Source organism: Mesorhizobium sp. M0601, assembly GCF_040320845.1.
Classification (GTDB): domain Bacteria; phylum Pseudomonadota; class Alphaproteobacteria; order Rhizobiales; family Rhizobiaceae; genus Mesorhizobium.
Genome location: NZ_JAMYQK010000001.1, coordinates 95,343 through 121,171 on the forward strand (window position 1 = coordinate 95,343; position 25,829 = coordinate 121,171).

Annotated in this window: 35 protein-coding genes; 29 read left to right on the forward strand and 6 right to left on the reverse strand. The window is 62.6% G+C overall.

The window, feature by feature from the left end; translation table 11 throughout:
• The first annotated feature begins 11 nt into the window (after positions 1 to 11).
• From hisD to NKI41_RS00495, 8 genes are all read left to right on the forward strand, one after another.
• Entirely contained in the window at positions 12 to 1,334 is a 1,323-nt protein-coding gene (hisD, locus tag NKI41_RS00460) for a histidinol dehydrogenase (protein ID WP_352680911.1), read from the forward strand.
• A 15-nt stretch (positions 1,335 to 1,349) separates the two neighbouring features.
• Positions 1,350 to 2,372 carry a zinc-dependent alcohol dehydrogenase gene (locus NKI41_RS00465; protein ID WP_352681204.1) on the forward strand — a complete coding sequence of 341 codons (1,023 nt, stop codon included), beginning with the start codon at positions 1,350 to 1,352 and terminating at the stop codon, positions 2,370 to 2,372.
• A gap of 31 nt (positions 2,373 to 2,403) precedes the next feature.
• The gene (hutC, locus tag NKI41_RS00470; protein WP_352502138.1) at positions 2,404 to 3,135 is read left to right on the forward strand and encodes a histidine utilization transcriptional repressor HutC; all 732 of its coding nucleotides are present in this window, start codon (positions 2,404 to 2,406) and stop codon (positions 3,133 to 3,135) included.
• A gap of 226 nt (positions 3,136 to 3,361) precedes the next feature.
• Positions 3,362 to 4,363: an ABC transporter substrate-binding protein gene (locus tag NKI41_RS00475; RefSeq protein ID WP_502893732.1), complete on the forward strand. Its 1,002-nt coding sequence runs from the start codon at positions 3,362 to 3,364 to the stop codon at positions 4,361 to 4,363.
• A 97-nt stretch (positions 4,364 to 4,460) separates the two neighbouring features.
• The gene (locus NKI41_RS00480) at positions 4,461 to 5,258 is read left to right on the forward strand and encodes an ABC transporter permease (protein WP_352569437.1); all 798 of its coding nucleotides are present in this window, start codon (positions 4,461 to 4,463) and stop codon (positions 5,256 to 5,258) included.
• A 10-nt stretch (positions 5,259 to 5,268) separates the two neighbouring features.
• Positions 5,269 to 6,051 (forward strand): ABC transporter ATP-binding protein, encoded by a 783-nt coding sequence (locus NKI41_RS00485; RefSeq protein WP_352451005.1) that lies wholly within the window; start codon positions 5,269 to 5,271, stop codon positions 6,049 to 6,051.
• Positions 6,052 to 6,255: 204 nt separating this feature from the next.
• Positions 6,256 to 6,657 carry a YciI family protein gene (locus NKI41_RS00490; RefSeq protein ID WP_051406115.1) on the forward strand — a complete coding sequence of 134 codons (402 nt, stop codon included), beginning with the start codon at positions 6,256 to 6,258 and terminating at the stop codon, positions 6,655 to 6,657.
• A gap of 86 nt (positions 6,658 to 6,743) precedes the next feature.
• Positions 6,744 to 8,000, forward strand: coding sequence for an RNA polymerase sigma factor (locus NKI41_RS00495; RefSeq protein WP_352473445.1), 1,257 nt, complete (start codon positions 6,744 to 6,746; stop codon positions 7,998 to 8,000).
• Positions 8,001 to 8,282: 282 nt separating this feature from the next.
• Here NKI41_RS00495 and NKI41_RS00505 read toward each other — a convergent pair whose 3' ends face one another.
• The gene (locus NKI41_RS00505; RefSeq protein WP_352680914.1) at positions 8,283 to 8,711 is read right to left on the reverse strand and encodes a type II toxin-antitoxin system VapC family toxin; all 429 of its coding nucleotides are present in this window, start codon (positions 8,709 to 8,711) and stop codon (positions 8,283 to 8,285) included.
• Positions 8,708 to 8,950 carry a type II toxin-antitoxin system Phd/YefM family antitoxin gene (locus NKI41_RS00510; protein ID WP_352680916.1) on the reverse strand — a complete coding sequence of 81 codons (243 nt, stop codon included), beginning with the start codon at positions 8,948 to 8,950 and terminating at the stop codon, positions 8,708 to 8,710. Before NKI41_RS00510 ends, NKI41_RS00505 begins: the two co-directional genes overlap by 4 nt.
• Before the next feature lie 194 nt (positions 8,951 to 9,144).
• On the opposite strand from NKI41_RS00510, the gene NKI41_RS00515 reads away from it, so the two are divergent.
• The 6 genes from NKI41_RS00515 to NKI41_RS00540 all read left to right on the forward strand — a co-directional run bounded on the left by NKI41_RS00515 (position 9,145) and on the right by NKI41_RS00540 (position 11,622).
• On the forward strand, positions 9,145 to 9,468 hold the full coding sequence (locus NKI41_RS00515) for an ArsR/SmtB family transcription factor (RefSeq protein WP_023716560.1): 324 nt from the start codon (positions 9,145 to 9,147) through the stop codon (positions 9,466 to 9,468).
• Positions 9,465 to 9,875: an SRPBCC family protein gene (locus NKI41_RS00520; protein WP_352451011.1), complete on the forward strand. Its 411-nt coding sequence runs from the start codon at positions 9,465 to 9,467 to the stop codon at positions 9,873 to 9,875. The genes NKI41_RS00515 and NKI41_RS00520 overlap by 4 nt, the downstream gene beginning before the upstream one ends.
• 71 nt (positions 9,876 to 9,946) lie before the next feature.
• Positions 9,947 to 10,339 carry a VOC family protein gene (locus tag NKI41_RS00525; protein WP_352680919.1) on the forward strand — a complete coding sequence of 131 codons (393 nt, stop codon included), beginning with the start codon at positions 9,947 to 9,949 and terminating at the stop codon, positions 10,337 to 10,339.
• Between the two features lie 87 nt (positions 10,340 to 10,426).
• Positions 10,427 to 10,657, forward strand: coding sequence for a hypothetical protein (locus tag NKI41_RS00530; RefSeq protein WP_352612050.1), 231 nt, complete (start codon positions 10,427 to 10,429; stop codon positions 10,655 to 10,657).
• Between the two features lie 4 nt (positions 10,658 to 10,661).
• Positions 10,662 to 11,132: a DUF1801 domain-containing protein gene (locus tag NKI41_RS00535; protein ID WP_352569221.1), complete on the forward strand. Its 471-nt coding sequence runs from the start codon at positions 10,662 to 10,664 to the stop codon at positions 11,130 to 11,132.
• 73 nt (positions 11,133 to 11,205) lie between these two features.
• Positions 11,206 to 11,622: a DUF1801 domain-containing protein gene (locus NKI41_RS00540; protein WP_352681207.1), complete on the forward strand. Its 417-nt coding sequence runs from the start codon at positions 11,206 to 11,208 to the stop codon at positions 11,620 to 11,622.
• On the opposite strand, the gene NKI41_RS00545 is transcribed toward NKI41_RS00540, so the two are convergent.
• On the reverse strand, positions 11,623 to 12,531 hold the full coding sequence (locus tag NKI41_RS00545) for a dihydrodipicolinate synthase family protein (protein WP_352680921.1): 909 nt from the start codon (positions 12,529 to 12,531) through the stop codon (positions 11,623 to 11,625).
• 265 nt (positions 12,532 to 12,796) lie between these two features.
• On the opposite strand from NKI41_RS00545, the gene NKI41_RS00550 reads away from it, so the two are divergent.
• The 6 genes from NKI41_RS00550 (at position 12,797) to NKI41_RS00575 (ending at position 18,540) form a co-directional block, all read left to right on the forward strand.
• Positions 12,797 to 13,894 (forward strand): Gfo/Idh/MocA family protein, encoded by a 1,098-nt coding sequence (locus tag NKI41_RS00550; RefSeq protein ID WP_352680922.1) that lies wholly within the window; start codon positions 12,797 to 12,799, stop codon positions 13,892 to 13,894.
• A gap of 11 nt (positions 13,895 to 13,905) precedes the next feature.
• Complete coding sequence (locus NKI41_RS00555; protein ID WP_352680924.1) at positions 13,906 to 14,565, forward strand: ThuA domain-containing protein; 660 nt, start codon at positions 13,906 to 13,908, stop codon at positions 14,563 to 14,565.
• Between the two features lie 148 nt (positions 14,566 to 14,713).
• Positions 14,714 to 15,913, forward strand: a complete 1,200-nt coding sequence (gene uxuA, locus NKI41_RS00560) for a mannonate dehydratase (RefSeq protein ID WP_352680926.1) — start codon at positions 14,714 to 14,716, stop codon at positions 15,911 to 15,913.
• Positions 15,910 to 16,824 (forward strand): PfkB family carbohydrate kinase, encoded by a 915-nt coding sequence (locus tag NKI41_RS00565; RefSeq protein ID WP_352680928.1) that lies wholly within the window; start codon positions 15,910 to 15,912, stop codon positions 16,822 to 16,824. Before uxuA ends, NKI41_RS00565 begins: the two co-directional genes overlap by 4 nt.
• A 101-nt stretch (positions 16,825 to 16,925) precedes the next feature.
• Positions 16,926 to 17,708 carry an SDR family NAD(P)-dependent oxidoreductase gene (locus tag NKI41_RS00570; RefSeq protein ID WP_352680930.1) on the forward strand — a complete coding sequence of 261 codons (783 nt, stop codon included), beginning with the start codon at positions 16,926 to 16,928 and terminating at the stop codon, positions 17,706 to 17,708.
• Positions 17,709 to 17,778: 70 nt separating this feature from the next.
• A complete protein-coding gene (locus NKI41_RS00575; protein WP_352680933.1) occupies positions 17,779 to 18,540 on the forward strand; it encodes a GntR family transcriptional regulator in 762 nt (253 codons plus the stop codon).
• Here the strand turns inward: NKI41_RS00575 and NKI41_RS00580 are convergent.
• The 3 genes from NKI41_RS00580 to NKI41_RS00590 are packed head-to-tail and all read right to left on the reverse strand — an operon-like array spanning position 18,526 to position 19,072.
• On the reverse strand, positions 18,526 to 18,714 hold the full coding sequence (locus NKI41_RS00580) for a hypothetical protein (protein WP_292657549.1): 189 nt from the start codon (positions 18,712 to 18,714) through the stop codon (positions 18,526 to 18,528). The genes NKI41_RS00575 and NKI41_RS00580 overlap by 15 nt on opposite strands.
• Before the next feature lie 8 nt (positions 18,715 to 18,722).
• Entirely contained in the window at positions 18,723 to 18,851 is a 129-nt protein-coding gene (locus tag NKI41_RS00585) for a hypothetical protein (protein ID WP_280952094.1), read from the reverse strand.
• A gap of 5 nt (positions 18,852 to 18,856) precedes the next feature.
• Complete coding sequence (locus NKI41_RS00590; protein WP_023676165.1) at positions 18,857 to 19,072, reverse strand: DUF2934 domain-containing protein; 216 nt, start codon at positions 19,070 to 19,072, stop codon at positions 18,857 to 18,859.
• Here NKI41_RS00590 and NKI41_RS00595 point away from each other — a divergent pair.
• The 9 genes from NKI41_RS00595 to NKI41_RS00635 all read left to right on the forward strand — a co-directional run bounded on the left by NKI41_RS00595 (position 19,071) and on the right by NKI41_RS00635 (position 25,718).
• On the forward strand, positions 19,071 to 19,691 hold the full coding sequence (locus tag NKI41_RS00595) for a hypothetical protein (RefSeq protein WP_352473430.1): 621 nt from the start codon (positions 19,071 to 19,073) through the stop codon (positions 19,689 to 19,691). The genes NKI41_RS00590 and NKI41_RS00595 overlap by 2 nt on opposite strands.
• On the forward strand, positions 19,688 to 20,908 hold the full coding sequence (locus tag NKI41_RS00600) for an NRAMP family divalent metal transporter (protein WP_352473429.1): 1,221 nt from the start codon (positions 19,688 to 19,690) through the stop codon (positions 20,906 to 20,908). Before NKI41_RS00595 ends, NKI41_RS00600 begins: the two co-directional genes overlap by 4 nt.
• On the forward strand, positions 20,908 to 21,270 hold the full coding sequence (locus tag NKI41_RS00605) for a hypothetical protein (protein ID WP_352473428.1): 363 nt from the start codon (positions 20,908 to 20,910) through the stop codon (positions 21,268 to 21,270). Before NKI41_RS00600 ends, NKI41_RS00605 begins: the two co-directional genes overlap by 1 nt.
• On the forward strand, positions 21,270 to 21,608 hold the full coding sequence (locus NKI41_RS00610) for a hypothetical protein (RefSeq protein WP_352473427.1): 339 nt from the start codon (positions 21,270 to 21,272) through the stop codon (positions 21,606 to 21,608). The genes NKI41_RS00605 and NKI41_RS00610 overlap by 1 nt, the downstream gene beginning before the upstream one ends.
• 34 nt (positions 21,609 to 21,642) lie before the next feature.
• Entirely contained in the window at positions 21,643 to 22,929 is a 1,287-nt protein-coding gene (locus NKI41_RS00615) for an SDR family oxidoreductase (RefSeq protein WP_352473425.1), read from the forward strand.
• Positions 22,929 to 23,402, forward strand: a complete 474-nt coding sequence (locus tag NKI41_RS00620; protein WP_352680937.1) for a DUF2269 family protein — start codon at positions 22,929 to 22,931, stop codon at positions 23,400 to 23,402. The genes NKI41_RS00615 and NKI41_RS00620 overlap by 1 nt, the downstream gene beginning before the upstream one ends.
• A 269-nt stretch (positions 23,403 to 23,671) precedes the next feature.
• Entirely contained in the window at positions 23,672 to 24,400 is a 729-nt protein-coding gene (locus NKI41_RS00625; protein ID WP_352473423.1) for a hypothetical protein, read from the forward strand.
• On the forward strand, positions 24,397 to 24,792 hold the full coding sequence (locus NKI41_RS00630; protein WP_292657573.1) for a phage holin family protein: 396 nt from the start codon (positions 24,397 to 24,399) through the stop codon (positions 24,790 to 24,792). The genes NKI41_RS00625 and NKI41_RS00630 overlap by 4 nt, the downstream gene beginning before the upstream one ends.
• Positions 24,789 to 25,718: a hypothetical protein gene (locus NKI41_RS00635; protein WP_352473421.1), complete on the forward strand. Its 930-nt coding sequence runs from the start codon at positions 24,789 to 24,791 to the stop codon at positions 25,716 to 25,718. The genes NKI41_RS00630 and NKI41_RS00635 overlap by 4 nt, the downstream gene beginning before the upstream one ends.
• Positions 25,719 to 25,829 lie beyond the last annotated feature (111 nt).

Genomic DNA, 25,829 nt, shown 5'->3' on the forward strand with positions numbered 1-25,829 from the left:
AAGGAGCCGCCATGTCTGACGTCAGCTTCCACCGCCTGTCATCCCTCAGCGTCGATCAGCGGGCCAGTTTACTGAAACGCGCCGAAGGAGATCTGTCTTCCTTCATCGAAAAGGTCCGTCCAATCATTCAGGCCGTCAAGGATGAAGGTGACGCGGCACTGCTCCGGTTTGCACGCGAACTCGACAAAGCCGATGTTGCCGACGGTGGACTGAAAGTTTCGGAAGCGGAGTTCGACGCGGCATTCGACAAGGTCGAAAAGGATGTCGTGGAGAGTATCCGGTTCGGCATTGAGAACATCCGGCATTTCCACGAGGAGCAGCGCCCGGAAACGATGTGGCTCAAGGAAGTTCGGCCGGGCGCCTATGCGGGTGACCGATACACACCGATTGCTTCCGTTGCGCTTTATGTGCCGCGCGGCAAAGGCGCCTTTCCCTCGGTGACGATGATGACCTCGGTTCCGGCGGTGATTGCCGGGGTTCCCCAGATCGCGATTGTGACGCCTGCGACTTCGGATGGTTCCGTCGACGCCGCGACGCTGGTTGCTGCCCGCATCGCCGGCGTGGAGATCGTGTACAAGTGCGGCGGCGCCCATGCGGTCGCCGCCGTCGCCTATGGGACCGAGACCGTGAAGCCTGCCGTCAAGATCGTCGGGCCGGGGAGCCCCTGGGTGGTGGCGGCAAAGAGCGTGTTGTCCCCGATCATCAACACAGGTCTCCCCGCCGGTCCTTCCGAAGCGATCATTTTTGCCGATCACAGCGTCGACGGCGGCTTGGCCGCTCTTGACCTGTTGATCGAGGCCGAGCACGGGCCGGATTCCTCGGCCTACCTAGTGACGCACAGCCGCAAGGTCGCCGAAGCCGCGTTGATTGCGATACCGGAACACTGGTCCAGGATGAGCGAACAGCGTGTGGAGTTCTCACGCGCGGTGCTGACTGGGAAGCGCGGCGGCATCGTGCTGACCGAGTCGCTGGAGGACAGCTACCGGTTCATCAACGACTATGCGCCGGAGCACCTCGAGATTCTGTCAGCGGAGCCATTTGCGCATCTCGGACGTATCACGGAAGCTGCCGAGATCCTCATGGGTCCGCATACGCCGGTGACCCTCGCCAACTTCGTCCTGGGACCCAATGCGGTGCTGCCGACCAGCCGGTGGGCGCGAACCTTTGGACCGCTTTCCGTGACGGATTTCGTCAAGAGATCGTCGGTCGGCTATGTGACCTCGGCGGCCTATCCGGAACTCGCCCTGCATGCCCGCAGGCTCGCCCGCTACGAAGGATTCAGCTCGCATGAGAACGCGGTTTCGGAGATCCGCGATCGCTATCTCGCCGGCTGAGCGGAAACGATGACGATGAGGGCGGCGCGGCTCCATGGACCCGGCGACCTGCGCGTCGAGGATATCGCCGCGCCAGGCGCTCCCGAGCCAGGCTGGGTGAAGCTGAGGGTCGATGCCGCAGGCATTTGCGGTTCCGATCTCCACAACTTCCGCACGGGCCAATGGATAAGCCGATCGCCGTCCACGGCCGGCCATGAGCTGACAGGCACGGTGATTGCCATCGGCGAGGGCGTGGATACCGTCGGTGTTGGCGACCGAGTGGTCGCCGATTCCCGTTTCTGGTGCGGAGAATGCGCGCAATGCCATGCAGGCAAGCGGCATCTTTGCACGTCGCTGGGCTTTGTCGGCGAGATATGCGACGGCGGATTTGCCGAACAGGCGGTCCTGCCCGCACGCCTCCTGCACATCGTCGATGCCGTGCTTGACGAACGGGTCGCGGCGATGGCCGAGCCGCTGGCTGTAGCGTTGCACGCAGTGCGGCGTCTGCCGAAAACGGCCGGTTCCGTTCTTGTCGTCGGCTGCGGGACCATTGGCGGGCTTGCCGCACTGCTGCTTTCCCGGACATTCGCAGGTACCGTGCTCGTCGCCGACCGCAATCAGGGCCGCTGCGCCCGCGTGGCGCGGGTCACCGGCGCCAGCATCGTCGATTTGAGCCGGAACGCCATCGCCGCCGCCACCGCGGATGCCCCCTTGCTCGCTGCCGTCGAAGCGACCGGCAGCATCGCAGCACTCGGCCAGTTGCTCGGCGTTCTCGACGCCGGCGGCACCGTTGCGATGGTCGGCATATTCCACGGCCGCCTCGATATCGATCCCAACATCCTGGTTGAACGCGAAATCGCATTGCTGGGATGCCACGCCTTTGCCGATGAGCTTCCCGACGCCATCCGGATGCTCGGCGAATTGACCGAGCCCATGGTCGAACTGATCGACCGGGAGATCGGCCTGGATGATGTTCCCGCAGCCTATAAGCGGTTGTTGGCGGGACAGGGCGATGGCTTGAAAACAATCATCCGGATGCGGTCTGCCGGGCGCGTGTGATTTCCGAACCTTGCCGGAAAGGATTTTTGTAATGATCACTTTGCCCGACACCGCCAGCCCTCTTTACGAGAAGGTCAAGGACTACATCCTGACGAATATCGGAACGGGGCGATGGAGCAAGGACCGCAAGCTGCCGTCCGAAAATGAATTCGTGGCGACACTCGGCGTGTCTCGGATGACGGTCCATCGTGCCTTGCGGGAGTTGACCTCTGCGGGTTTTCTGATCCGGCTCCAGGGCGTCGGCACATTCATCGCGCCGCCTCGACCGCAATCCGCACTGATCGAGATCAACAACATCGCGGCGGAAATTGTCGCGCGGGGAAACAGGCATCGCTCCGAGGTTATCGTCCTCGAAAAGATCACGCCGACAAAGGAGCTCGCGCTTTCGTTTGAGTTTGCAAAGCGCGTGTCGGTCTATCATTCCATCGTCGTCAACTTCGAGAACGACCTGCCTGTGCAACTGGAAGAGCGCTTCGTCAACCCGGGCCTGATACCCGACTATGACAAGCAGGATTTTTCCAAGACAGCGACCTACGACTACCTCATGCAGAAAACCCCCGTGACGGAGGTCGAGCACATCATCTCGGCGACCCCTGCCGATGCCGAGACGGCGCGGTATCTGGGCATCGACGTCGGCAGCTGCTGCCTGTTTCTGCATCGCCGGACATGGACGGGCGCCGTCGTTGCCACGATCAGCAAGCTGACTTACGTTGGCAGCCGCTACTCGCTTGGCAGTCGATATTCTCCATCCAAAAAAACCTGATCGCAGTGAAGCGAATCAGAGTCGGAAGGAGGGGGGCTAACTTGTATATGCATGTATGTATTTAGCCTTGACATCCGCTGTTGCTGACGTTGAAGTGTCGTCGCACTTTCGTTGAACGGACAGCTAAGATGCCGAGGCACGGTGCCGCAAGAGCAGAAGCCCGCATTCTCACCAGGCCGGATGTTTGGTTCAAAAAAGCGGCCTGATCATCAAGGGGAACAAGATGATGCGTAACCTAGCAGGACAATTTCGGGCACTCGTTATGGCTGCTGCCGTCGGGTTTGCCCCGGCGGTCTACGCGGCCGACACGACAATTCCGGCGACGCCTGAGGCAGGAACATTCAAGATAGGCATCGAGCCATGGCTTGGCTACGGCCAGTGGCACGTCGCCGAAGCCAAGGGTCTGTTCAAGGCAAACGGGCTGTCCGACGTGCAGATCGTGAACTTCGCCGAGGACAAGGACATCAACGCCGCCCTGGCGAGCGGCCAGCTCGATGCCGCCAACATCGCGACCCACACGGCTATGGGCATGGTTGCGGCCGGCCTGCCGGTGAAGATCGTGCTTCTGCTCGACGTCAGCATGACGGCGGACGCCATGATCGCCGGCAAGGACATCGCCTCCGTCGCCGACCTCAAGGGCAAACAGGTGGCTTTCGAGGAAGGCACGACGAGCGACATCCTGCTCAAATACGCGCTCGCCAAGAACGGCATGTCCATCGCCGATGTCCAGCCGGTTCCAATGCCGGCGGCGGATGCCGGCAGTGCGTTGATCGCCGGCCAGGTCCCGGTCGCGGTTACCTATGAGCCCTATCTCACCGCGGCCAGGGCACAGAACAAGGACGTCAAGCTGCTCTTCACCGCAGGCGAAGATCCCGGCCTGATCAGTGACGTGTTGGTGGTGCGCGATGAGGTGATCAAGTCGCGTCCCGGCCAGGTGCTTGCCATGATCAAAACCTGGGATGCGGCCCTGAAGGCTTACAATGCCGACACGCCCGACGGCCGGGCGATCATCTCCAAGGCGGTTGGTTCGAGCGTCGAAGACCTCAACACCGCCTTTGATGGCGTGCGTTACTATACTCTCGCTGAAAACAAGGATGCGCTGACGGGCGAATTTTCCACCAAGACATTCGCCGATGTCGAGGCAGCCGCCAAGAACGCCGGGCTGCTTCAGGCGGACGTGACGCCGGAGCAGATGATCGACCCGTCATTCGTCAAGGCCGCGAAATGACGAGGGCCGGCTCGCGGTGGTGACGCAAATGTCCGAGCAGCGTGCGACCAAGCCAAGCCCGTCTCACGCAGCGCCGGGGCAGGTGATCAAACAGCCGATGCGCCGTCGCCGATCCTCCGGGATCGGCGCACCCATCGCACGCTCGCGCTTCCTGATGATAGCAGTGGCGGTTTTTGCCGGCCTCGGCCTCGCCTGGTGGGCGGCAACGGGGTTGGGGCTGGTAAAGCCGATTTTCCTGCCCTCGCCGGGGAGCGTGGTGACCCAGCTCGGCAAGCTCTCGGGTGACGGCACGCTGTGGCTGGATCTCAGGACCTCGATATACCGTATTTCTGTTGGCTTCCTCATCGCCTCGGCATTGGCGATTCCGATTGGCGTGCTGATCGGCAGCTTCAGGACTTGGGAAGCGGCGATCGAGCCGCTTGTGGATTTCATCCGCTACATGCCGGTGGTCGCTTTCGTGCCCCTCTCCATCCTGTGGTCGGGGACCGGCGATGCCCAGAAGTTCCTGATCATCTTCATCGGCACCTTCTTCCAGCAGGTGCTGATGATCATGGACAATGTGAAGCGGGTTCCCGCTGATTTCATCGGCCTTGGCAGGACGCTCGGCCTGCCGGATCGCAGGATCCTGACGCGCATCGTGGTTCCCAGCGCCTTGCCAGGCATCTGGGATACGTTGCGCATCAGTCTCGGCTGGGCATGGACCTGGCTGGTGTTGGCGGAACTTGTCGCGGCGACATCAGGGCTCGGCTACCGCATCACCGTGTCCCAGCGTTATTTCCAGACAAACACCATCATCGGCTACATCTTGCTGCTGGGCGTGCTTGGCCTCATCACCGACCAGGTCATGAAGGCACTGGGAAAAGTGCTGTTCCGGCAGGAGGGCCACGTGCAATGAGGCCGGGCCGATGAGTTTGCCCAAATTGCGGATCGAGGGTCTCCACAAGAGCTTCGGCACGGGCGCGCGGCGCACGGAAGTGCTGCGCGATATCAATCTCGATCTTGCCGACAACGAGTTCGTCTCGCTGGTGGGCACGTCGGGTTGCGGCAAGAGCACGCTGCTGTCGATCGTTGCCGGACTGCAGGATTTCGACGCGGGAGATCTTGCCATCGATGGCGCGCCGATCCTGCAGCCGGGCCTCGACCGCGGCGTCGTCTTCCAGTCCTACACCCTGCTTCCCTGGCTGACGGCGCAGCAGAACATCGAGTTCGCCCTCAAGGCCGCGGGTCATGATCGCGCGACCTGCCGCAGGATAGCACGCGAGCATCTCGATCTGGTCAAGCTCCCTCACAGCGCCAATCGTTATCCGTCTGAGCTTTCGGGCGGCATGAAGCAACGGGTGGCCATAGCGCGTGCTCTTTCCTATCGACCCAAAATGCTTCTGATGGACGAGCCCTTTGGCGCGCTCGATGCTTTGACCAGGCATCAGATGCAGGAACTCCTGACGCAGATCTGGGAGGAGCACAGGCTCACCGTGCTCTTCGTCACCCATGATGTGGAAGAAGCCGTCTACCTGTCGGACCGCATCGTCGTGATGGGGATCGGCCCAGGACGCATCATGCAGACCTTCAATGTCGACATCGAGCGCCCGCGCCGGGAAGAGGTCATGGAAACCCCGGCCTTCATGGATTTGCAGCGCAGCGTGCACAAGGCGATCCGCGAGGCCTCAAAACGTCCCGAAATGGTTTAGGCGGGCCACTCAATTACTTACAATCGGCGACCAGCGTTGCGCCCAATCTCGATATCGCGCCATCGCGATTCCTGACCAGGGGAGCCGCGATCGGCGGCTTCTCCTCAACCTTGAAAAAAATTTGCAGGACAATGTCGATTTCCTAAACTCCGTTCGTCGTTTCGATGCCGGGCCGGTGAGTCCGGCTCAACAAGGAGACAGACGATGCGTGTGATGGTGCTCGTGAAGGCTACCGAGGACAGCGAAAAGGGCTTTGTCCCCACGCCCGAGGCGAAGGAGGCGATGGAGGCGATGGGCAGGTTTAACGACGAGCTGCGCAATGCCGGCATCTTGCTCGACGCCGATGGCCTCAAGCCCTCCTCGCAGGGCAAGCGCGTTGCCTTCGATGGCCCCCGCCGGACGGTCATCGACGGGCCTTTCGCCGAGACCCGCGAACTGGTCGCCGGCTTTTGGCTCTGGGAAGTCAAGGACATGGACGAGGCGGTCGCCTGGGTGAAGCGCTGCCCCAATCCCATGCCGGGACCGAGCGAGATTGAAATCCGGCCGCTGTACGAGATGGCTGATTGGCAATGGGAATCTGACGCCGGAGGTCACGGAAATCCATGACCGGACGCGCGAGAAGCTCAGCGGCAACTGAACCTGTCGGCCGCAACCTGCTTTGCCTTCGTTATGGCTTTGGCCGATAAGGCAGCATGACGGCAGGCGAGACGCAGCAGGCGATCGAGGCGATTTTTCGCATTGAACGGGCCCGGCTCATCGCGGGCCTGGCCCGCCTCGTGCGCAATGTCGATCTTGCAGAGGAACTGGTGCAGGACGCCCTCGTCATAGCCCTATCCGAATGGTCCAGGACCGGCGTTCCGGCCAATCCTGGCGCTTGGCTGATGACAGTCGCCAAACACCGCGCCATCGATGCGATCCGTCGCGACAAGATGCGCGAGCGCAAGCATGAGGAGATCGCGCGGGAGCTGGACGGCGAGTGCGACGGTACGGCCGAGGGAAACGAAATGGCCATGAACAACGATCTTGGCGACGAACTGCTGGGCCTCATCTTCACAGCCTGCCACCCCATACTTTCGGCCGACGCCCGCGCGGCCCTCACGCTGCGTGTCATCGGCGGCCTGACGACGGACGAGATCGCCCGTGCTTTCCTGTCGAGCGAGGTGACGATCGCCCAGCGCATCGTCCGCGCAAAGCGGACGATCGGAAAGGCCAGGCTCAGCTTCGAGGTGCCGCGCGGCGCCGAGCGTGCGGCGCGTCTGTCCTCGGTGCTGGAGGTCATCTATCTCATCTTCAATGAAGGCTATGCCGCCACGGCAGGCGACGACCTTGTCCGGCCGAGCCTGTGCCTGGAGGCACAACGGCTCGGCCGCATGCTGGCGGGGTTGATGGCCGAGGATGCCGAGGTGTTCGGCCTGCTGGCTCTGATGGAAATCCAGGCATCGCGCCTGCCGGCACGCATCGGGCCGGACGGCGCCCTCTTGACCCTGACCGAGCAAAACCGCGCGCGCTGGGACCAGCTGCTGATCCGCCGAGGCCTTGACGCGCTGGCCCGTGCCGAAGCCCTCGGGGGCGATGGCCCCTATGTGTTGCAGGCCGCGCTTGCAGCCTGTCACGCGCGGGCGCGCAGTCCGGCCGACACCGACTGGCCCCGCATCGCAGCGCTCTACGACCGGCTGCGTGCAGTGATGCCCTCGCCGGTGGTCGATCTCAATCGAGCGGTCGCCCACAGCATGGCCTTCGGGCCCGAAGCGGGCCTGCGGCTGGTAGACGAGATTGCCGACGCCGCCGCCTTGCGCAATTATGCGCCATTGCCGGCGGCGAGGGGCGATTTTCTGTTTCGGGCCGGCCGGCTGGCCGAGGCCCGCGCCGAATTCGAGGCTGCGGCCAAGCTCACCCGCAACGTGCGCGAGGCGGCCTTTCTCCTCGCCCGCGCAGACGCTTGTGGTTGACAGCATCGCTCTCCGTGCCCGACGCGCCGCTCGGCAACATCGAAAGCCGCCAGTTCGCTCCCGGCCAGCTCCCTTCAATGAGCGTGATCAGCTCGCAACGCGAAAGGGATTAACGATGCGCAAGCCTTCGTCGAGCGCCATTCCGTGCTGCATGTCCTCTGACCAGAGTGTATCGCAGCCAGCGTGAACCGCCGCGGAGACGATCATCGCGTCATAGGTGGAAAGGCCGTACCGCTCGGCGAGCCTCAATCGGTTTATTCATTTTGGAGGAGAGGGCCTCGATCATGCCAGCAACTGCGTCGGCACGCCGAGAATCGGTCCTGCCTCGGCGAGCCGCTGGTCGAGGGTCCACACCGTGGCGCCATGCTCCGATGCCGTCGCGAGGTGCAGGGCGTCGCCAGCACGAAGCCCGAGCATATGCTGATCGGCGAATTTCGCGGCGACCCGAAAATGCCCGCCCGTCACCGGCAGCACGGTGAAGCTCTCAGCGACAAGCCTATTGAACATCGCGAGCGCTGCCGCGCGTTGCTCCAGGTCGATCTGTCCGGTCCGAAGCTTGATCGCCATGGCGGAGGACATCTCGGTGATGGTCCAGCCGCTGATCACAAGTTGCGCTGGGTCCTGCTCCGCCAGCCAGCCCTGAACGCGCGCGGTCACGGCTTCGTTGGATAGCGCCGCGATGATCAGCGAAGTATCGAGATAGGACGTCAATAGCGATCGCCATCTCGCATCGATCGCACCAGATCGGCGGCAGCCTGAGCCTGCAGAGACATGGTTGCGGTCAGGGATTGGAGCAGGACGGCGTCGATCCGTTTGCGAGGGCGGGCCACGGCCGTGAGCCTGGCGACCGGCTTGCCACGCCGGGTTATGTCGATCGAGTCTCCAGCTTCAACCCGGTCGACGAGCTCACTCAGATGTGCCTTGGCGTCCGCCAGATTGACTGCATCCATGTCACGCTCCTGACCATGTAGATGGTCATGTAGCGCATAACGCGTGACAATTCCAGTGCAGAGCACGGCGAATAAGCAACTGGCTGCGTGAGCGAAGCAGGTGACCTGCAACGAGAATTATGCCGCTTCCCGCTTGACTCACACATATCCCGGCGGTTATACATCGATCAATAGCCGAAGAGTTATCGATCCCAATGCCAAACGCTCACGATGTACTCTTCAGAACGCTTGCCGATCCGACTCGGCGCGCTATTTTTGAGCGGCTGTGTCGCGAAGGAGAGCAGACGGTCGGGGCTCTGACGGCTCAGGCCGGAATTTCGCAACCGGCCGTGTCAAAACATCTCGGCGTTTTGAGGCAGGCCGGGCTCGTGCGCGACCGCCATGCAGGGCGACAGACCCATTATAGCGCGCAGCTTGCTGCGCTTGCCCCCCTGATTGACTGGACAAGCCAGATGACCGGGTTCTGGCAGAGCCGGTTCGACGACCTCGAAGACCTGCTCAAAAGGATGGACCAGTGAACGAAATGGCGACCGAAACGCTCTCCGTCGTTGTCGAACGGGAAATCGCTTATCCGCCCGAGAAGATCTGGCGCGCGCTCACGCAACCACACTTGATCGAGGAGTGGCTCATGAAAAATGACTTCAAACCTGTCGCGGACCACCGTTTCAATCTTCACGCAGACTGGGGCGCTGTCGAATGTCAGGTGCAGACGGTCGAGCCGAACAGAACACTGACTTACACGTGGGATACCAAGGATCTCAAGAGTGTCGTCTCCTGGACCCTCACCCCCACGAGCACCGGAGCCCGCTTGCGCATGGAACAGTCGGGCTTCCGGCCGGATCAGCAGCCTTACTTCCGGGGTGCCAAAGTCGGCTGGCCGAGGTTCTTTGACGATCTGGAGCAGGTTCTGGCGCGGACGGACTGAGATCCGCTGGGCTATCCAGGCAAGGGCTCTGTTACAGAGCGACATCACGAGGCGATAATGGAGGCAAGCCAATGAAGATCAAGTTGGCCAAAGTATACGTGGACGACCAGGAAAAGGCACTGGGCTTTTACACCGAAACGCTCGGCTTTACCAAGAAGGCCGATTTCAGCAATGGGCCGTTTCGCTGGCTGACCGTCGCATCACGCGACGAGCCGGACAGTGCCGAGCTGCAACTCGCGCTCAATGACAACCCCGCTGCAAAGACCTACCAGCAAGCCATTTTCCAGCAGGGCCAGCCCGCGGTCATGTTCTTCACCGATAACGTCAAGGGCGACTACGAGCGCATCAAAGCGCGCGGCGCCAAGTTCACGATGCCGCCGACCGAAGTAACCGGCTCGACCATCGCCCAGCTGAACGACAACTGCGGCAATCTCGTTCAAATCACCCAACTGGCGCGCTGGTAAAGCATGCGTTCAGTGGCGTGGCTGCCCGGCGGGAGTCGCCAAACGGGCTGCCCGATCCGCTTCGGTTCGTCTTCAGAGGAGGTCTCAATGGATTGGAACAAATGGGTTCGGCAGATCCACCGCTGGCTGTCGATCATCTTTGCGGCGGTCGTCGCCGCCATCTTCATCAGCCTGGGAGTAGGCAAGGAACCCGCCTACTGGGTATACCTCTTGCCGCTGTTTCCACTCTGCTTGCTCCTGCTTACCGGACTGTACATGTTCGTGCTGCCTTACGCTCCCAAGTGGCGCAACGCAGGGGGCACCGGCGCATTGGAGTGACCGCATGGCCAACAAGACGTCCATCAAGTCAGCGGCGGTCGCGAAGAAGCCGGCCGCCAAGCCTGCAGCCGCCAAGCCGGTCCTCCTCGCAGGCGGCAACCCGCAGATCCCGAAGGGTGATGGTGACGCTCCTGTGCAGGCCTACATCGCGGCCATGCCGGGCTGGAAACGCGACGTCGGCCGCCGCCTCGACGCACTCATCGAGCGCAACGTTCCCAACCTGCGCAAGGCCGTCAAATGGAACTCGCCCTTCTATGGCGTAGAGGGTCAAGGCTGGTTCCTCAACTTCCATTGCTTCACAAAGTACATCAAGCTGGCTTTCTTCCGCGGCACGTCGCTGCATCCTTTCCCTCCAGGCGAGTCCAAGCACAAGGACGTGCGCTACCTCGACATCCGCGAGGACGACCAGCTCGACGAAGCTCAACTCACCGACTGGGTAAAGCAAGCCAGCCAGTTGCCTGGCGAGCGAATGTGAGTGGAATGCCAGTCATTCCCGCAAACCCGGTGCCGACTAGCGGTATTCATGTGACGGGCGAGCGGCAACAACCCTGGGGAAAGCGACAATGGTGATGAAGAGTGGCTCTATGGAAGGAAATGCAGAGAGCTCCCCCTCGCAGCTGATAGATGCGAGGATCAGTGAGCTGGGCGATTGGCGAGGCAAGACGCTTTCCCATGTCCGCGCTCTCGTCAAGCAGGCTGACCCGGAAGTGGTCGAGGAGTGGAAGTGGCGAGGCGTTCCGGTGTGGTCGCACGCCGGAATAATCTGCACCGGCGAGACCTACAAGAACGTCGTGAAGGTGACCTTCGCAAAGGGCGCCTCCCTGCCGGATCCTGCAGGCCTGTTCAACTCCAGTCTCGAAGGCAACACCAGGCGCGCCATCGATATCCGTGAGGGCGAAGACATAGATGAGAATGCGTTCAAGGCGCTGATACGCGCTGCTGCCGCCCTGAACACGGCTCGATAGTCAGCTCCGGCCGATATGGTCGGCTAGCGGGCCGAGAGCGGCGAGCAAAGCTTCGCCGGTGGCTTGCGTCGCGTTCTCATGCGGCGCGCGCAGGTTCAGCCAGCGTCTGTCGCCGGACCGTACCGCCAGCACTGCCTTCATCGCGGAGATGAGGCCGGCGTCCTGGATGATTTTGCGGAACGCCTTGATGGCGGCATCCGCGTCAGTAATGTCCTCTCCCGCCAGCGCAGCGTCGTAGACGGCCCGGATCGCTGCGGCATTCAGATTGATCGTCGCCGAGATGCAGCCCGCAGCACCGTTGGCGAGGCCTTTCGTCAGCTGTGCTTCCGAACTAGGGAACACCGCGACCCCTGGAGCTGCCGCAATGACCGCCGCGGTGTTGTTCCAATCGCCGGCGCTGTCCTTGTAAGCCACCACGACATCCGGAAACGCTTCGCTCAAGCGGGCGGTCAACGCCGGGCTCACCGGTACGCCGGAATTCTGCGGGATGTGGTAGAGGATCATCCTCATCGCCGGGTTCGCCACCCGTTCGATCAGCTCGCCATAGTAGCGGGCCTGTCCGTTGTCGCCGGCGGCCGTATAGAAGAACGACGGCAGCACCATCACCCCGGCACAGCCGAGCCCGACGGCATGCGCCGTCAGCTCGACGGTCTCGGCAAGTGCTGTGACACCGGTGCCGGGCATCAGATGGCCTGGCGAAATGCCGGCCTCGACCAGCCACTCCAGCGCTTGCATGCGCTCGCGCAACGAGACGGACAACGCCTCGCCCGTGGTGCCGAACGGCGACAGGAAATGCGCTCCCTGATCCAGCACCCATTTGGCGTGTGATATCCAGAGGTCGCGGGCAATGCGGCCGTCGTTTTCGAACGGCGTCAGAATCGGTGCGACGGTTCCTTGTGGGCGGATCATGTGCGTCCTTCTACGGGTGAAAATCTGTGCTGTGCTCAAAGCCGGCATCAGAAATGTCGAGCAAGCTACATGAAGCAGTGTTGCTGAGTACCGGCCGTTCGACCTCGAAAGCAAGCGGCTCGCGCATAGGCGCGCGATTGTGATCGGGCAGCGGTTCTGAGGCTCTCTAGGTATATACTTGTCACGGGATAACGTCGTCCGGCCGAAAGGGGGGTGACAAACGAGTTCTGCTGTTTCATCAATGCCGCCTTTTGAGGAGAAGCCCATGCGCAGCATCGGCGTCGGCATTATCGGCTGCGGCAACATTTCGGATGCCTATCTGAAGGCATCGCCACAATTCCCGGTGCTCGACATTGTCGGCGTCGCCGACATCAACCGGGCGGCAGCCGAGGCGAAAGCAGCGGCCCACGGCCTGGCTGCCATGCCGGTCGACGCGCTGTTGGCCGATCCGCGCGTCGAGATCGTGCTCAATCTGACGACGCCGCAGCATCATGTGCCGGTCGGCCTGCAGGCTGTCGGGCAAGGCAAGCACGTCTATTCCGAGAAGCCGCTGGCAACGACGCTCAGCGACGCCGAGCGGCTGGTCGCGGCCGCGCGCGAAAAGGGCGTGCGCGTCGGCTGCGCACCCGACACCTTTCTTGGCGGCTCCCACCAGACGGCGCGGCGCCTGGTCGATAAGGATACGGTCGGGACCATTGTCGCCGGCTCTGCCTTCATGCAGGTGCCCGGCCACGAGCTCTGGCATCCCAATCCGGATTTCTACTATCAGCCCGGCGGTGGGCCAATGCTCGACATGGGACCGTACTATCTGACCTGCCTGGTCAATCTCCTGGGTCCGGTAAAATCCGTGACCGGGCAGGCGAAGTCTTCCTACGCCACCCGCACCATCGGTTCTGGACCGCGCCAGGGCGAAACCATCCGGGTCGAGGTGCCGACCCATATTTCCGGGCTGCTCGCATTCGAGAATGGCGCCGCGGTCTCGATCACCACCAGCTTCGACGTCTGGAAGCATGAACACAATCACATCGAACTTTACGGAACCACGGGCTCGATGATCGTCTCCGATCCCAACCAGTTCCAGGGCGACATCAGGACCAGCCAGCGCAAGGGCGACTGGACGGTGGCCGATCAGATCAATTCCTATGGCGACGGCAATTACCGGGGCCTCGGCCTTGCCGACATGGCGCAGGCGATCGTCTCGGGCAGACAACACCGCGCCAGTCTCGACCTTTCCCTCCATGTCCTGGAAATCATGGAATCGATCATCTCTTCATCTGAGACAGGGCGGCGTATCGATCTCAGATATGGCTGCGCCCGGCCGGCGCCGATGCGCGCCGATCTGCCTTTTGGAATTCTGGAATAGGGAACAATGCGATGAGCAAGACGGCACTGATTTTCTGGGGCGGCTGGGAAGGTCACACCCCGGCCCGAAGCGCCGAAATCGTCAAGGAGATGCTGGCCGGCAACGGCTTCGACGTGCAGCTGGAGCAGGGGACTTCGGCACTTGCCGATCCGCAGCTGGGCAAGCTCGATCTCATTGTCCCGGTGATCACCATGTCGACAATCGAAAAGCCGGAGCTGCAAAACCTGACCAGCGCCGTCAGGGCCGGCACCGGCCTTGCGGGCTTTCACGGCACCATGTGCGACAGCTTCCGCAACGAACCGGAATATCAGTTCATGACCGGCGGCCAGTGGATCGCCCATCCCGGCAACATCATCGACTATCACGTCGACATCACCAGTCCAGACGATCCGGTCGTGCAAGGCATCGACGGCTTCGCCTACCGTTCAGAGCAGTATTACATGCATGTCGATCCGACCAACGAGGTGCTGGCGACGACTACTTTCACCGGCGAGCATCTCGATTTCATCGCCGGCGTCGTCATGCCGGTTGTCTGGAAGCGCCGCTACGGCAAGGGCCGCGTCTTCTACAGCGCGCTCGGGCACACCGCCGACGAGTTCGCCGTGCCGCAAATGCGCACGATGTTCGAACGCGGCGCGATTTGGGCCAGCCGAAACTCGGACCTTGAATAGCCGTTCAATCTGAACGCCACGTATCGTTGTAATCTCTCATAGGGCGGCCGCCCGAACGCGGACACAGGCACTGGACTGCGGCAATTGACTGCCATGGTAGCATCCAATACACCGGGGTCTCATCGAAAATTCCATGGCTGGAGGTCGAATGGAGCAGACGTGGCGATGGTTTGGGCCGAGCGACGCGGCAACGCTTGCCCATGCCAGGCAGGCCGGCGCGACCGGCATCGTGACGGCACTGCACGACATCCCTTACGGCGAAGTCTGGCCGATTGACGCCATCAGGCAGCGCCAGGCGCTTATCGAGGCGGATCCGGCGATGGGCCTGAAATGGAGCGTCGTCGAGAGTGTGCCCGTGCACGAAGACATCAAGCTCGGCCGCGGCGATCTCGACCGGCTCTACGACAATTTCAGGCAGACCTTACGGAATCTCGGCGCCTGCGGTGTGCGCACGGTCTGCTATAACTTCATGCTGATCCTCGACTGGACCCGGACCGACCTGGCTGCGCCGCTGCCGGGCGGCGGACGGGCGCTCCGCATGAACATGCACGAGCTTGCCGCGTTCGATTGCTACATGCTGCAGCGCAAGGGATCGGAGCGCGACTATGCGTCCGATGTTCTCCAGCGGGCGAGCGAATGGTTCGAGACGACGCCGGGTGCGTCAAAAGAGCGTCTGCTTGCCAACATCATGGCCGGCCTGCCAGGCGCCTTCAAGCGCTATGACATAGCGGAATTGCGCGAAGTGGTGGCCGAGCAGTCGAGCCTGTCGCACGACCGACTGCGTGAGAACGTCGTCCGTTTTCTCGAAAACGTTCTGCCGGCGGCCGAAGAGGCGGGCGTCACGTTGGCGATCCACCCGGACGATCCGCCGCGCGATCTCGTCGGCCTGTGCCGGATCGTCAAGAACGCGGACGACATCGCCTTTATCCTGGACGCAGTGCCATCGGCTAATAGCGGCCTTACCTTGTGCACGGGGTCGCTGGGCGCCAACCCGGCCAATGACGTGCCCGCCATCGTCAGGCGCTTTGCGCACAAGATCAACTTCGTGCATCTGCGCAACGTCAGCAAGGACCCGGACGGCTCGTTCATGGAATCCGAGCATCTGAGCGGCGATGTCGACATGGTCTCGGTGGTCTCGATCTTGCTCGACGAGCAGCAAGGCCGCCGCGACGCCGGCGAACCGGCGGCGTTGCTGCCGTTTCGCCCGGATCATGGCCATGAGCTGATCGATGACGCTGCGCGGCACACCCATCCCGGCTATCCCGTGATCGGCCGTCTTCGCGGCCTTGCCGAATTGAGAGGCGTGATGACGGCGATTGCCCATCAGCGCGGCTACCGGCTGCAATGACGGCGCCCCGCCTGCTTTGCGTCGGCGCGCTCACCTACGATACGATCTTGCGCCTCGATGTCCTGCCCTCCGGCGCCGGCAAGTTCCTGCCAAGCGAGGCCGTGCAGATCGCGGCCGGCATGGCAGCAAGCGCGGCCGCGTCGGCCAGCCGCCAGGGCGGTCAGGTCTGGCTATGGGCAAGCGTCGGCAACGATGCCGTCGGCCGGGACGTCACCGCCCAGATGGAGGCGGAGCGGGTCGACTGTTCGCTGGTGCGCAGGGTTGAAGGTGGCCGCTCGGCCATTGCCACGATCCTGGTCGATGCCGCCGGCGAGCGTATGATTGTGCCCTTCTACGATGCCGTCACGCAAGCCGATCCTGACCGTCTTCCGCCCGCGAATTTTTCCCGCTTCGACGCCGTGCTGGTTGATGTCCGCTGGCCCGGAGCCGCGGCCCCGGCGCTGGCGAAGGCTCGCGAGTGCGGCATCCCGGCGATCCTTGACGCCGATGTCGCGTCGCGACCGGTGCTCGACCGGCTACTGCCGCTCGCCTCGCATGTCGTTGCTTCGCTGCCGGCGGCACGCATCCTTTGCGGTCCAGAGGTTTCCGCCGGTTCCGCCGTCGCCATTCTCGGCGAACGGACCGGCGCCTTCGTGGCGGTCACCGATGGGGCGAACGGCACCGTGTTCCGCTACTCGGGCAGCAATGATGTCCGTCATCTGCCGTCGCCGCGGGTCGAAGCCGTCGACACCCTGGCGGCGGGCGACGTGTTTCACGGCACCTTCGCTCTCGGCCTAGCCGAAGGTTGGGACGAAGAGCGGGCGATAGCAGTGGCGAGCGCCGCGGCCGCGCTAAAGTGCCTGCGCTTTGGCGGACGGCTCGGCGCACCGACGCGCGCGGAAACGCTGGCTTTCATGCAAGGATCGACATGACGCCGAACACGCTTTGGCCGGTTCGGCAAAGAAGGGCACGTCAAGTGGCGCCGATCGACTACCATGGTAGTCGATCGGCGCCACTGTTCGAGGGAGGATAAATGGCTGAGTTCAAAAAACGCGCACTGGTCACCGGGGCGGCCATGGGCATCGGCCGTGCTGTCGCCGAAAGACTGGCCCGGCAAGGCGTCGACCTGATTCTGTTCGACCGGGCGGGCGATCAGCTGGATGACGTCGCGGCGCAGCTTTCGGCGCGCGGCGTGACCGTGCACACCGTGCTTGGCTCGACCGCCGACACTGAAGCCTGTGGCCGCGCCGTCGAGCTTGCCCGGTCCGCGTTCGGCGGGCTCGACATGCTCTCCCACAATGCCGGCATCCAGCGTTACGGAACGGTGGAGACCACGGACGAGGCGCTTTGGGACGAGGTGATGAACGTCAACCTCAAGGCTGCCTACCTGCTCTCCCGCGCGGCGATGCCGCTGCTGCGGCAAAGCCGCGGCGCCATCGTCCATATGAGCTCGGTGCAGGGTCTGGCCAGCCAGGAAGGGGTTCTGGCCTACAGCACGGCCAAGCACGGCCTGATCGGGCTGGTCAAATCGATGGCCGTCGATTATGCGCCACTCGGTGTGCGCGTCAATGCCGTCGCTCCGGGCGCGGTCGACACGCCGATGCTGCGGGATGCGGTCAAGCTCAACGATAAGCCCGACGAGATCCTGCGCATCCTCGACAACATGCATCCGCTCGGCCGTACCGCCCAGCCGCAAGAGATTGCCGCAGTCGTCGCCTTCCTGCTGTCCGACGATGCCTCCTTCGTCACCGGCGAGGTCGTACGCGTCGATGGCGGCCTGCTGGCGCGCATCGGCGGTTCTCCGCGCAAGGAATAACGTCGGCGCTGCTGCTTGCGCAGGCATTTCATGAACGGCTTGAAGGTGCAGAGCCTATAAGGGGTCGCCGATGGCACGGCTTTTGGGAACGCGGACCATCACCGAGGGGCGGCTCGACGAAACCGCCCCCGGCGCTTCAGTCGCGGCTAGGACGTTCGAGGTTTTGCTCGACCAGATCCTGACCTTCCGTCTGAAGCCGCACGAGCTGATTTCTGAAAAGGCGATGTCGGAAGCCCTCGGCGTGAGCCGCACGCCGGTCAGGGAGGCCCTCGCCCGGTTGGCCGGTCTTGGCTTGATCGACATTTATCCGCAGCGCGGCAGCATGGTGGCGCCGCTCCGGATTGCCGATCTCGAGAAATCGCAGTTTCTGCGCGAAGCGCTCGAAGTCGGCCTGATCAAGCGCGCGGTCGAGAGCCCGCGCCGTGCCGACCTGCTTGCCGTGCTCAAAGGCGAACTGGCCGTCCAGGAGACGTTCGCCTCCATCGCGGACGACAGGCGCTTCTTCAAGTCGGACGAGCTGTTCCACCAGCACATCGCGAGTCATGCCGGGTTTCCCGGAATCTGGGCCGACATCAGCGCGGCGAAGCTGCACATGGACCGCTTCCGCTTCCTGTCTTTTCCGCGCCTCGACAGCGTGTCGGTAGTCCTCGGCCAGCATCGGCGGATTGTCGATGCGCTTGAGCAGGCCGACGCGTTTGCGGCGGAAGAGGCGATGCGAACGCATCTTCGCCGCATCTTCGAGGTGCTCGAAATCGTCCAGGAGCGCTATCCCTATTATTTCGAGGCAAACGGCAGTGTGAGCCCGCTTTCGGCCGGCTCAATCCAAGCCTGAGCCTTTCTTGCGCGCTTCCGAAGGTGTCTTGGTCTTGCTGCCGGATTTGTCGGAAGCTGGCTCGGCTTTGCGATTTTGACCCTCACCGCCTTGCTCCTTGCGGAGCTGCTTTTCCACTATCGATCGCGATCCTTCCGCCGGGTCTTGTTCAGGATGAGTATCGGTTCCCGTCATGTCGGTTCCTATCCATTTTGATCAATTGCGTGCGGCGTGGGCTGACCTCCGCCGCCGGTTCTGTCGCGCCCGATCATCAGCCAGGCGGCGAACAGCACGACCAGTACGACCACGATCCAGGCGACGAAACGAGGCATCGGCCTCATGTCCCTCGCCGCCGCTTGCTGCCGCGTGCCTCCGGATCGGAGCCGGCCTCGACCGTTGGATCGGGCACGACCGGGCCGCGTTCGGCCTCGGAACCCTCAGCTTCGATCTCCTGCACGGCCTGATCCCAATGCTCGCGCTCGCGTCCTTGCGGACGGCCTTCGCGCTCCCAGATCTCATGGGCTCGCTGCCTGATACGCTCTTCCCTGTCCATGGCCTTTGCCTCGTCATCCCCTAATCCGGCGATCGCTGGTTTGTTCCGCGGTGCCAGCGCAGTTCATCGCGATTCAGTTGACCTGATCACCCAGCGCTCTAGATCAAACTTCGCGCCGAAGTCGCCTGGTGCCGGGGAGAACAATCGTGTGGCAGCAACGCTACAAGCACGTATTGTAAATGCCGTTACAGCCGTCGGTTCTCGACCAGACCGCCTGCGCTTGCTGCTGATAATATTTGTAGTGACGGCATGCTCGCCTTCCGGCCAGGTCGAGCAGCAGTCGAAAACCGCGGCTTCCGCCACACAGACCGCATCGCTGGTCCTGGAGAGCTGGATCGCTGGGGAAGCCCCGTCGGAATACACGTCGCGCACTTTGCAATCGGCCGGCAAGGCGCTCGCCGATGCCGGTGCGCAAATCCAGTCCGGCAAGTCGCCTGAGTCCAGCGGCCAAGCCGGTCTGAAGATGGCGGTTGGACGGCTTTCGGCAGCGGTAATTCGCGCGGCGACGGCCGTGCAGAACGGCAACCGCTCGGAAGTGGAACACGCGCAGCAGGATCTGCGGGCCGCCGCCGCCGACCTGAGCACGTCCTACGCGAAATATTTCGCGCCGAAATCATGAAGAAGCTGCTCGAAATATCGCTCGGCGTCGTCACCAGCGTTGGCGGCTTTCTTGAGGTCGGATCAATGGCGACCGCCGCTCAGGCCGGCGCCGCGTTCAGGTTTCAGCTGATATGGGCCGTCGTCCTGGGCACGATCTGCATCATCTTCCTGGTCGAAATGGCCGGACGCTTCGCCGCAGTTAGTCATCACACCATCGCCGACGGGATCCGGGAACGGTTTGGCTTCAACGCCTTTCTGTGGCCGTTGCTCGCCACTTTGCTGGTTAACTTCCTGGTCATGGCAGCCGAAATCGGCGGTGTTGCGATTGCGCTCGAGCTCGCCACCGGCATCGGCTTTCAGTGGTGGGCGCTGCCGGTCGCTTTTCTGGCATGGCTGTTCCTTTGGAAAGGCACGTTCGGATTCATCGAAAAAGGCGTCGCGATCCTCGGGCTGGTCACGCTGTGCTTCGTGGTTGGCGCCGTCATGCTGAAGCCCGATTGGGGGCAGGTCGCGGCCGGGGCCGTGCCAACACTGCCGGATCACGACGCGGCCAACTACTGGTTCATGGCAGTCAGCATTCTTGGTGCGTCGATCTCGCCCTATCTGTTCATGTTCTATTCGTCGGGAGCGATCGAGGACGAGTGGGACAAGAGCTATCTCGGAGCCAATCGGGCGATTGCCGGCCTGGGCATGAGTTTTGGCGGCACAATCGCTATGGGTGTGCTGATTGTGGCGGCGCTCGTTCTGGCAGCACACGGCATAGTGCAGGTCGACGACTACCACCAACTGCCGCTGATGCTGATTCAGATCTTCGGTTTCTGGGGGTTCGTCCTGTTCGTTGCGTCACTAGGCATTGCCTGCTTCGGCGCCGCGCTCGAAATCGGCCTGCAGCAAGCCTACCTTGTGGCGCAGGGTTTCGGCTGGACCTGGGGCGAGAACCTGAAACCGCGCGACGACCCGGGTTTCAGCACCGTGTATACGGTCTCGCTGTTTCTCGCCGCCATTCCGATCGCACTGGGTCTCGATCCGCTGAAGCTCACCATCTTCTCCATGGCGCTGACGGCCGCCAGCCTGCCGCTAACCGTGGTGCCGTTCCTCTTCCTGCTGAACGACGAGCGTTATATCGGCGAGCACCGCAATGGCATCATCGCGAATGCCGCGGTTATCTTCATCATCGCGCTCGGTTTCTTGCTCGCGATCGTGACCATTCCTTTGCAGATGTTCGGAGGCACGTGATGGATTTGCTGCGTGACATCCTGGACAAGCAAGTGGTCGACCGCGAGCAGGTCAAGATCGGCAAGGTTGACGGGCTGGTGGCCGAACTCAGGCCAGGCAAGCCGCCAAAAATCATTGCGGTCGAGCTCGGCTCGATCACGCTGGCGCGCCGGCTTGGCCAGCGGCCCGGGCGTTGGATGGCGCGGCTTGCGGCAAGGCTCGGCGGCAAGCGCCATGCCGAGCCGCACCGCATCGCCTGGAACAAGGTGCGCGACATCGGCGTCGACATCGAGTTCGATATCGACGTCCGCGAAACGGCGATTTTCGACTGGCAGGACTGGCTGCGCGATCATGTCATTGGGCGTATCCCGGGAGCTGGATGATGGCTACTATCAATCTCGAGCAATTGGCTGGCAGGAATGTGCTTTCGCAGCGCGGCAAAAGCATCGGTCATATCGAGGAGATACGCGCAGAATCGGATGGCGACGACCTGGTGATTGCCGAGTACCATGTCGGCATCTACGCGGCCTTCGAGCGTCTGTCCGCTTCGGCCATCGGCATTGCGGTCCTCAATGTCTTTCGACTGCGCAGTCGCGACAGCATGTACCGCATCCCTTGGGACAAGCTCGACATCTCCGATCCGGCGCGGCCGCGGTTGTTATGCACGACGGAAGAACTTTCCGGTATGAAGGGGAGTATCGAGGGCGATAAACCGGAATGAACGATACTTTCCCGCCGTCGGAGAATGGGGTCCAGTGAAAGTCCTGGTTACCGGCGCCACCGGCCTAATCGGTGCCTCCGTCGTGGCACGCCTTCTTTCCGAAGGACATGAGGTGATCGGATTGGTCCGCAGCCCCGGCGCAAACCGGACCGGCAATTATCAATTGCTGGTGCTGGACATGGCGGTGGCGCTGCAGCCCGAAGACTGGCTACCGCATCTCAGGGGCATAGACGCCGTCGTCAATTGTGCCGGCGTTCTGCAGGATAGCCCTCGTGAAAAGACGCGCGAAGTCCATCGCGAGGCGGCGGCAGCACTCTTCCTCGCCTGTGCGCGGGCAGGGGTTGCCCGGGTGATCCACTTCTCGGCAATCGGCGTCGATCGGGCGCAGCCTTCGGCATTCTCGGCGACGAAGCTGGCTGGCGACCAAGCGCTTATGGCGCTTGATCTGGATTGGGTGATCCTGCGCCCGTCCGTGGTGCTCGGCCGGCCGGTGTTTGGGGCCAGCGCATTGTTTAGGGGTCTCGCCTCGCTGCCGGTGCTGCCGTCCATGCCCGGCACCGGCCCGCTCCAAGTGGTGCAGCTCGACGACGTGGTCTCAACCGTCGTCTTCCTTCTCGATCCCGCCAGTCCGTCTCGCATCGTGCTGGAACTTGTCGGTCCCGAACAGCTGAGCATGGACGAGGTCGTCGGCAGCTATCGCCGATGGCTCGGCTGGGCTCCTGCAGCCAGGTTTGTCTTGCCGGCGGCTGTTGCAAGGCTTCTCTACCGCCTCGGCGACCTTGCCGCGATGTTCGGCTGGCGTCCACCGATGCGCACCAACGCGGCCAGAGAGATTGCCCGAGGAGCGGTTGGAGATCCCTCGGACTGGACCGCCACGACCGGCATACGCCCGCAAACCCTGGCGGGCTTCCTCGCGCTCAATCCGGCAACGGTGCAGGAAAAATGGTTTGCCCGGCTGTATTTCATCAAGCCTGCGATCTTCGTCGTCCTGCCCTTCTTGTGGATCGTGACGGGAATTGTGTCGCTGACCACCGGCTACCGCAGCGGCGTCGATCTGATGCAAGGCACGGGGGCGGGCATCTTGTCGCCGCCGATCGTGATAGCCGGTGCTCTTGCCGACATCGCCGTCGGCGCGCTCCTAGCCTGGCGGCCGGCGGCGCGAAAAGGCCTCTATGGCGGCATCGCGCTCTCGCTCTTCTACCTGGTCGTCGGAAGCTTTCTGAGCCCCGAGCTGTGGAACGACCCGCTTGGGCCGTTCCTCAAGGTGTTGCCGATCCTGGTGCTGCACTTTGTGGCCTTGGCAGTGCTGGAGGAGCGTTGATGCTCTATTTCCTGCTGAAATTTCTGCATGTCATCGGCGCATCCGTGCTGCTTGGTACCGGCGCCGGTATCGCTTTCTTCATGTTGCTCGCCCACAGGACCGGCAATGCCGCGACGGTTGCGGCGGTGGCGCGTGTCGTCGTCGTCGCCGACTTCCTTTTCACCGCGACGGCCGTGGTCGCGCAACCTTTGACCGGAGCCGCGCTCGCCTGGCAGGCCGGCTACTCGCTGTCGGAGGGCTGGATCGTACTTTCGATGGCGCTCTATATCTTCACCGGAATGTTCTGGCTCCCGGTCGTCTGGATGCAAATGGAGATGCGCAAGCTGGCATCGCAAGCCGCCGCTGCAGGCGCGCCGTTGCCGCCGCGCTATCATCGGCTCTTCTGGCTGTGGTTCGCCTTCGGCTTCCCCGCCTTCGCTGCCGTACTCGGGATTTTCTGGCTGATGATCGCGCGGCCTGCGATCGAGTGGTAGGTCGCAGGCAGGTCCCACTGCGATAATGCCCAGTCAAAGCACTACGGAAAGATTCCGGCCCATGCAGCGCCATGTGCCGGAGCGGACCTGCGCCTCGACCTGTAAGTCGCACCGGAGTCCGGTCTCGTATCATTTCCAACCGCGCGCTCACCGCCATCGGCACAGGACAACATCCCGTCTTGAGGCTGGTTAGGCTTCGCTTACCAAAAAAGATGACGCCTGAGGGGAACACGGGAAGCACAGGCAAGTTCGGTGCGCAGTGGAGGAGATTGCGCCATGAACAGTGTTATTTATCTCATCGGCTTCGTCGTCGTCGTGCTTGCGATCCTCTCCTTCCTCGGATTCCACTAGGAGACACCATGCAGGACCAGGACGATCAGGGCCGTCAGACGGCCGATTTCGAGACAGCCAGAAGCGAGCTTTCGGAAAGACTACAGCGAGAAAAGCAGACCGCGACGGAAGCGCTCCACGATGCGCGTGACGAGATCACCAGGAAAGCCGGAGACTACGCATCGGAAGCAAAGCAAGCATTGTTCAACAAGGCGGAGGGAACGCAGCGCGACGTGAGCGCCAATCTGAAGGCCTTCAGCGGCGCATTGCGCGCGGCAAGCGAGCATCTTGCCAATAATGATCAACGGACCGCTTCGAAATTCGCCCTTGACGCCGCAGGCGGGCTCGAGCGGCTTTCCTCGTCCCTGAAGGATAAACCGTTCGACGAGGTGCTTGGCGAAATTCAGTCGTTCGGCCGCGAAAACTCGGGGGCGCTGATCGCCGGTTCGGTATTGGCAGGCCTGGCGCTGGGGCGGTTCATCAAGAGCTCGCCGCCCTCTGCCCAAGCCGGAGCACCGCGCCGGTCGGGAGCAGGCCGGGCGCCCGAGACCGGTCCTAGCTCGAATGAGTTCGGAGGGCGATCGGCAGAGGCAGTGGAGCCGGCCCCGCTAGTATCCGATCAGTCCGGCGATGACTGGGCCAATGCAAGCCTGGAGCAAAACCCATGACTGACAATCAGGACACTCGCAGCCTGACAACCCTTGTCAGCGATCTGGCACAGCAGGTCACAACACTGCTTCAAACCGAAAGCAGGCTGTTGCGGGCTGAAATGTCGGAAAAGGTAAGCAAGGCCGGCGCCGGCGCCGTGGAGGTAATGGGAGGCGCCATTTGCCTGCTCGCCGCCCTGATGGTGCTTTTGCAGGCGCTGGTGATTGCCTTGGCGAGCGCCGGGCTGGGAGCCGGATGGTCCTCGCTGCTCGTCGGCGTCGTGGTGGCAGTACTGGGCGTCATACTCTTGCGCTCCGGCAAGGCAAGCATGGCTCCCTCAGAGTTGACCCCCGACCGGACACAAGACCAACTTAAACGCGACGCACGCGTGATCAAGGAACAGATAAGATGACCGACAAATCCGCAGCCGAGTTGGAACGCGATGCTGATATTGCTCGCGCCAGAGTGGCAGATACCGCAGACTCGATCCGCAGCAAGATGACACCGGGCCAACTGATCGACGAATTCACCGGGATGTTCAGCGGCGAGGGATCCGCCATGCTCAGCAATCTTAAGACTCAGGTCAGGGACAATCCGTTGCCGCTTACATTGGTCGGCGCGGGCCTGGCCTGGCTGATGCTTGGCAAGGGCACGTCGGTAGACAGTTCAGCACTTGGTGCCTATTCGACCAGCAGGGAACCTGACGGCAGCCGAACCTTCTCTGACCAGCGGAGCTTGGGCGGGGCCTGGCAGGACTCAAGCGGCGATGAGTACGGTGCCGAGAGCGAAGATTCCGCCGGCTCCATGCTCTCCGATGCCGCTCGTTCGGTTGCTTCCGTGGCAGGCGGTGGGACTGAGGCTGTCGCAGACGTTGCGAGCGGCGCCAAAGAAAGATTAAGAAGCACGGCCGGGCAGTTCGGCTCGAGCGCCAACGATATGGCGGGGCGGGTGCGGCAGTCGACGCGAGACCTGTTCCAGCGCGAACCTCTGGCAATGGCCGCGGTGGGCCTTGCCGTGGGCACCGCCATCGGCGTGATGCTGCCTCACACCGCCGCGGAAGACGAACAACTCGGCCCCTACCGCGACAAGCTTCGTGACAGTGCCGAGGAGCTCTTTGAAGAAGGCGTGGAACAAGCCAAGCAGGTCGCCGCCGAAGCATATGAGACTGTAAAAGAAGAGGCTGACCGACAGGGTTCCAGCAGCGACGCCGAGACCTTGGTCGACCGCGTCGAGAAAGTCGTGAAAAAGACGGCAAGCAAAACTGAGGAAGCGATTCGCGATCGTTTGCCGGAGACCGACGAGGTTCCCAGTTCGAACGATTCTCCCGAAACAACGTGATAGCGCTGCGGTCGTTCGTGGCGATTCCGACCACGGGCCGCCTCGCGGTTGGCACATCGAAGTCGGCTAGGAGTCCGCAACCTTCCGCAGACAAATATGATCGCGGCGCTC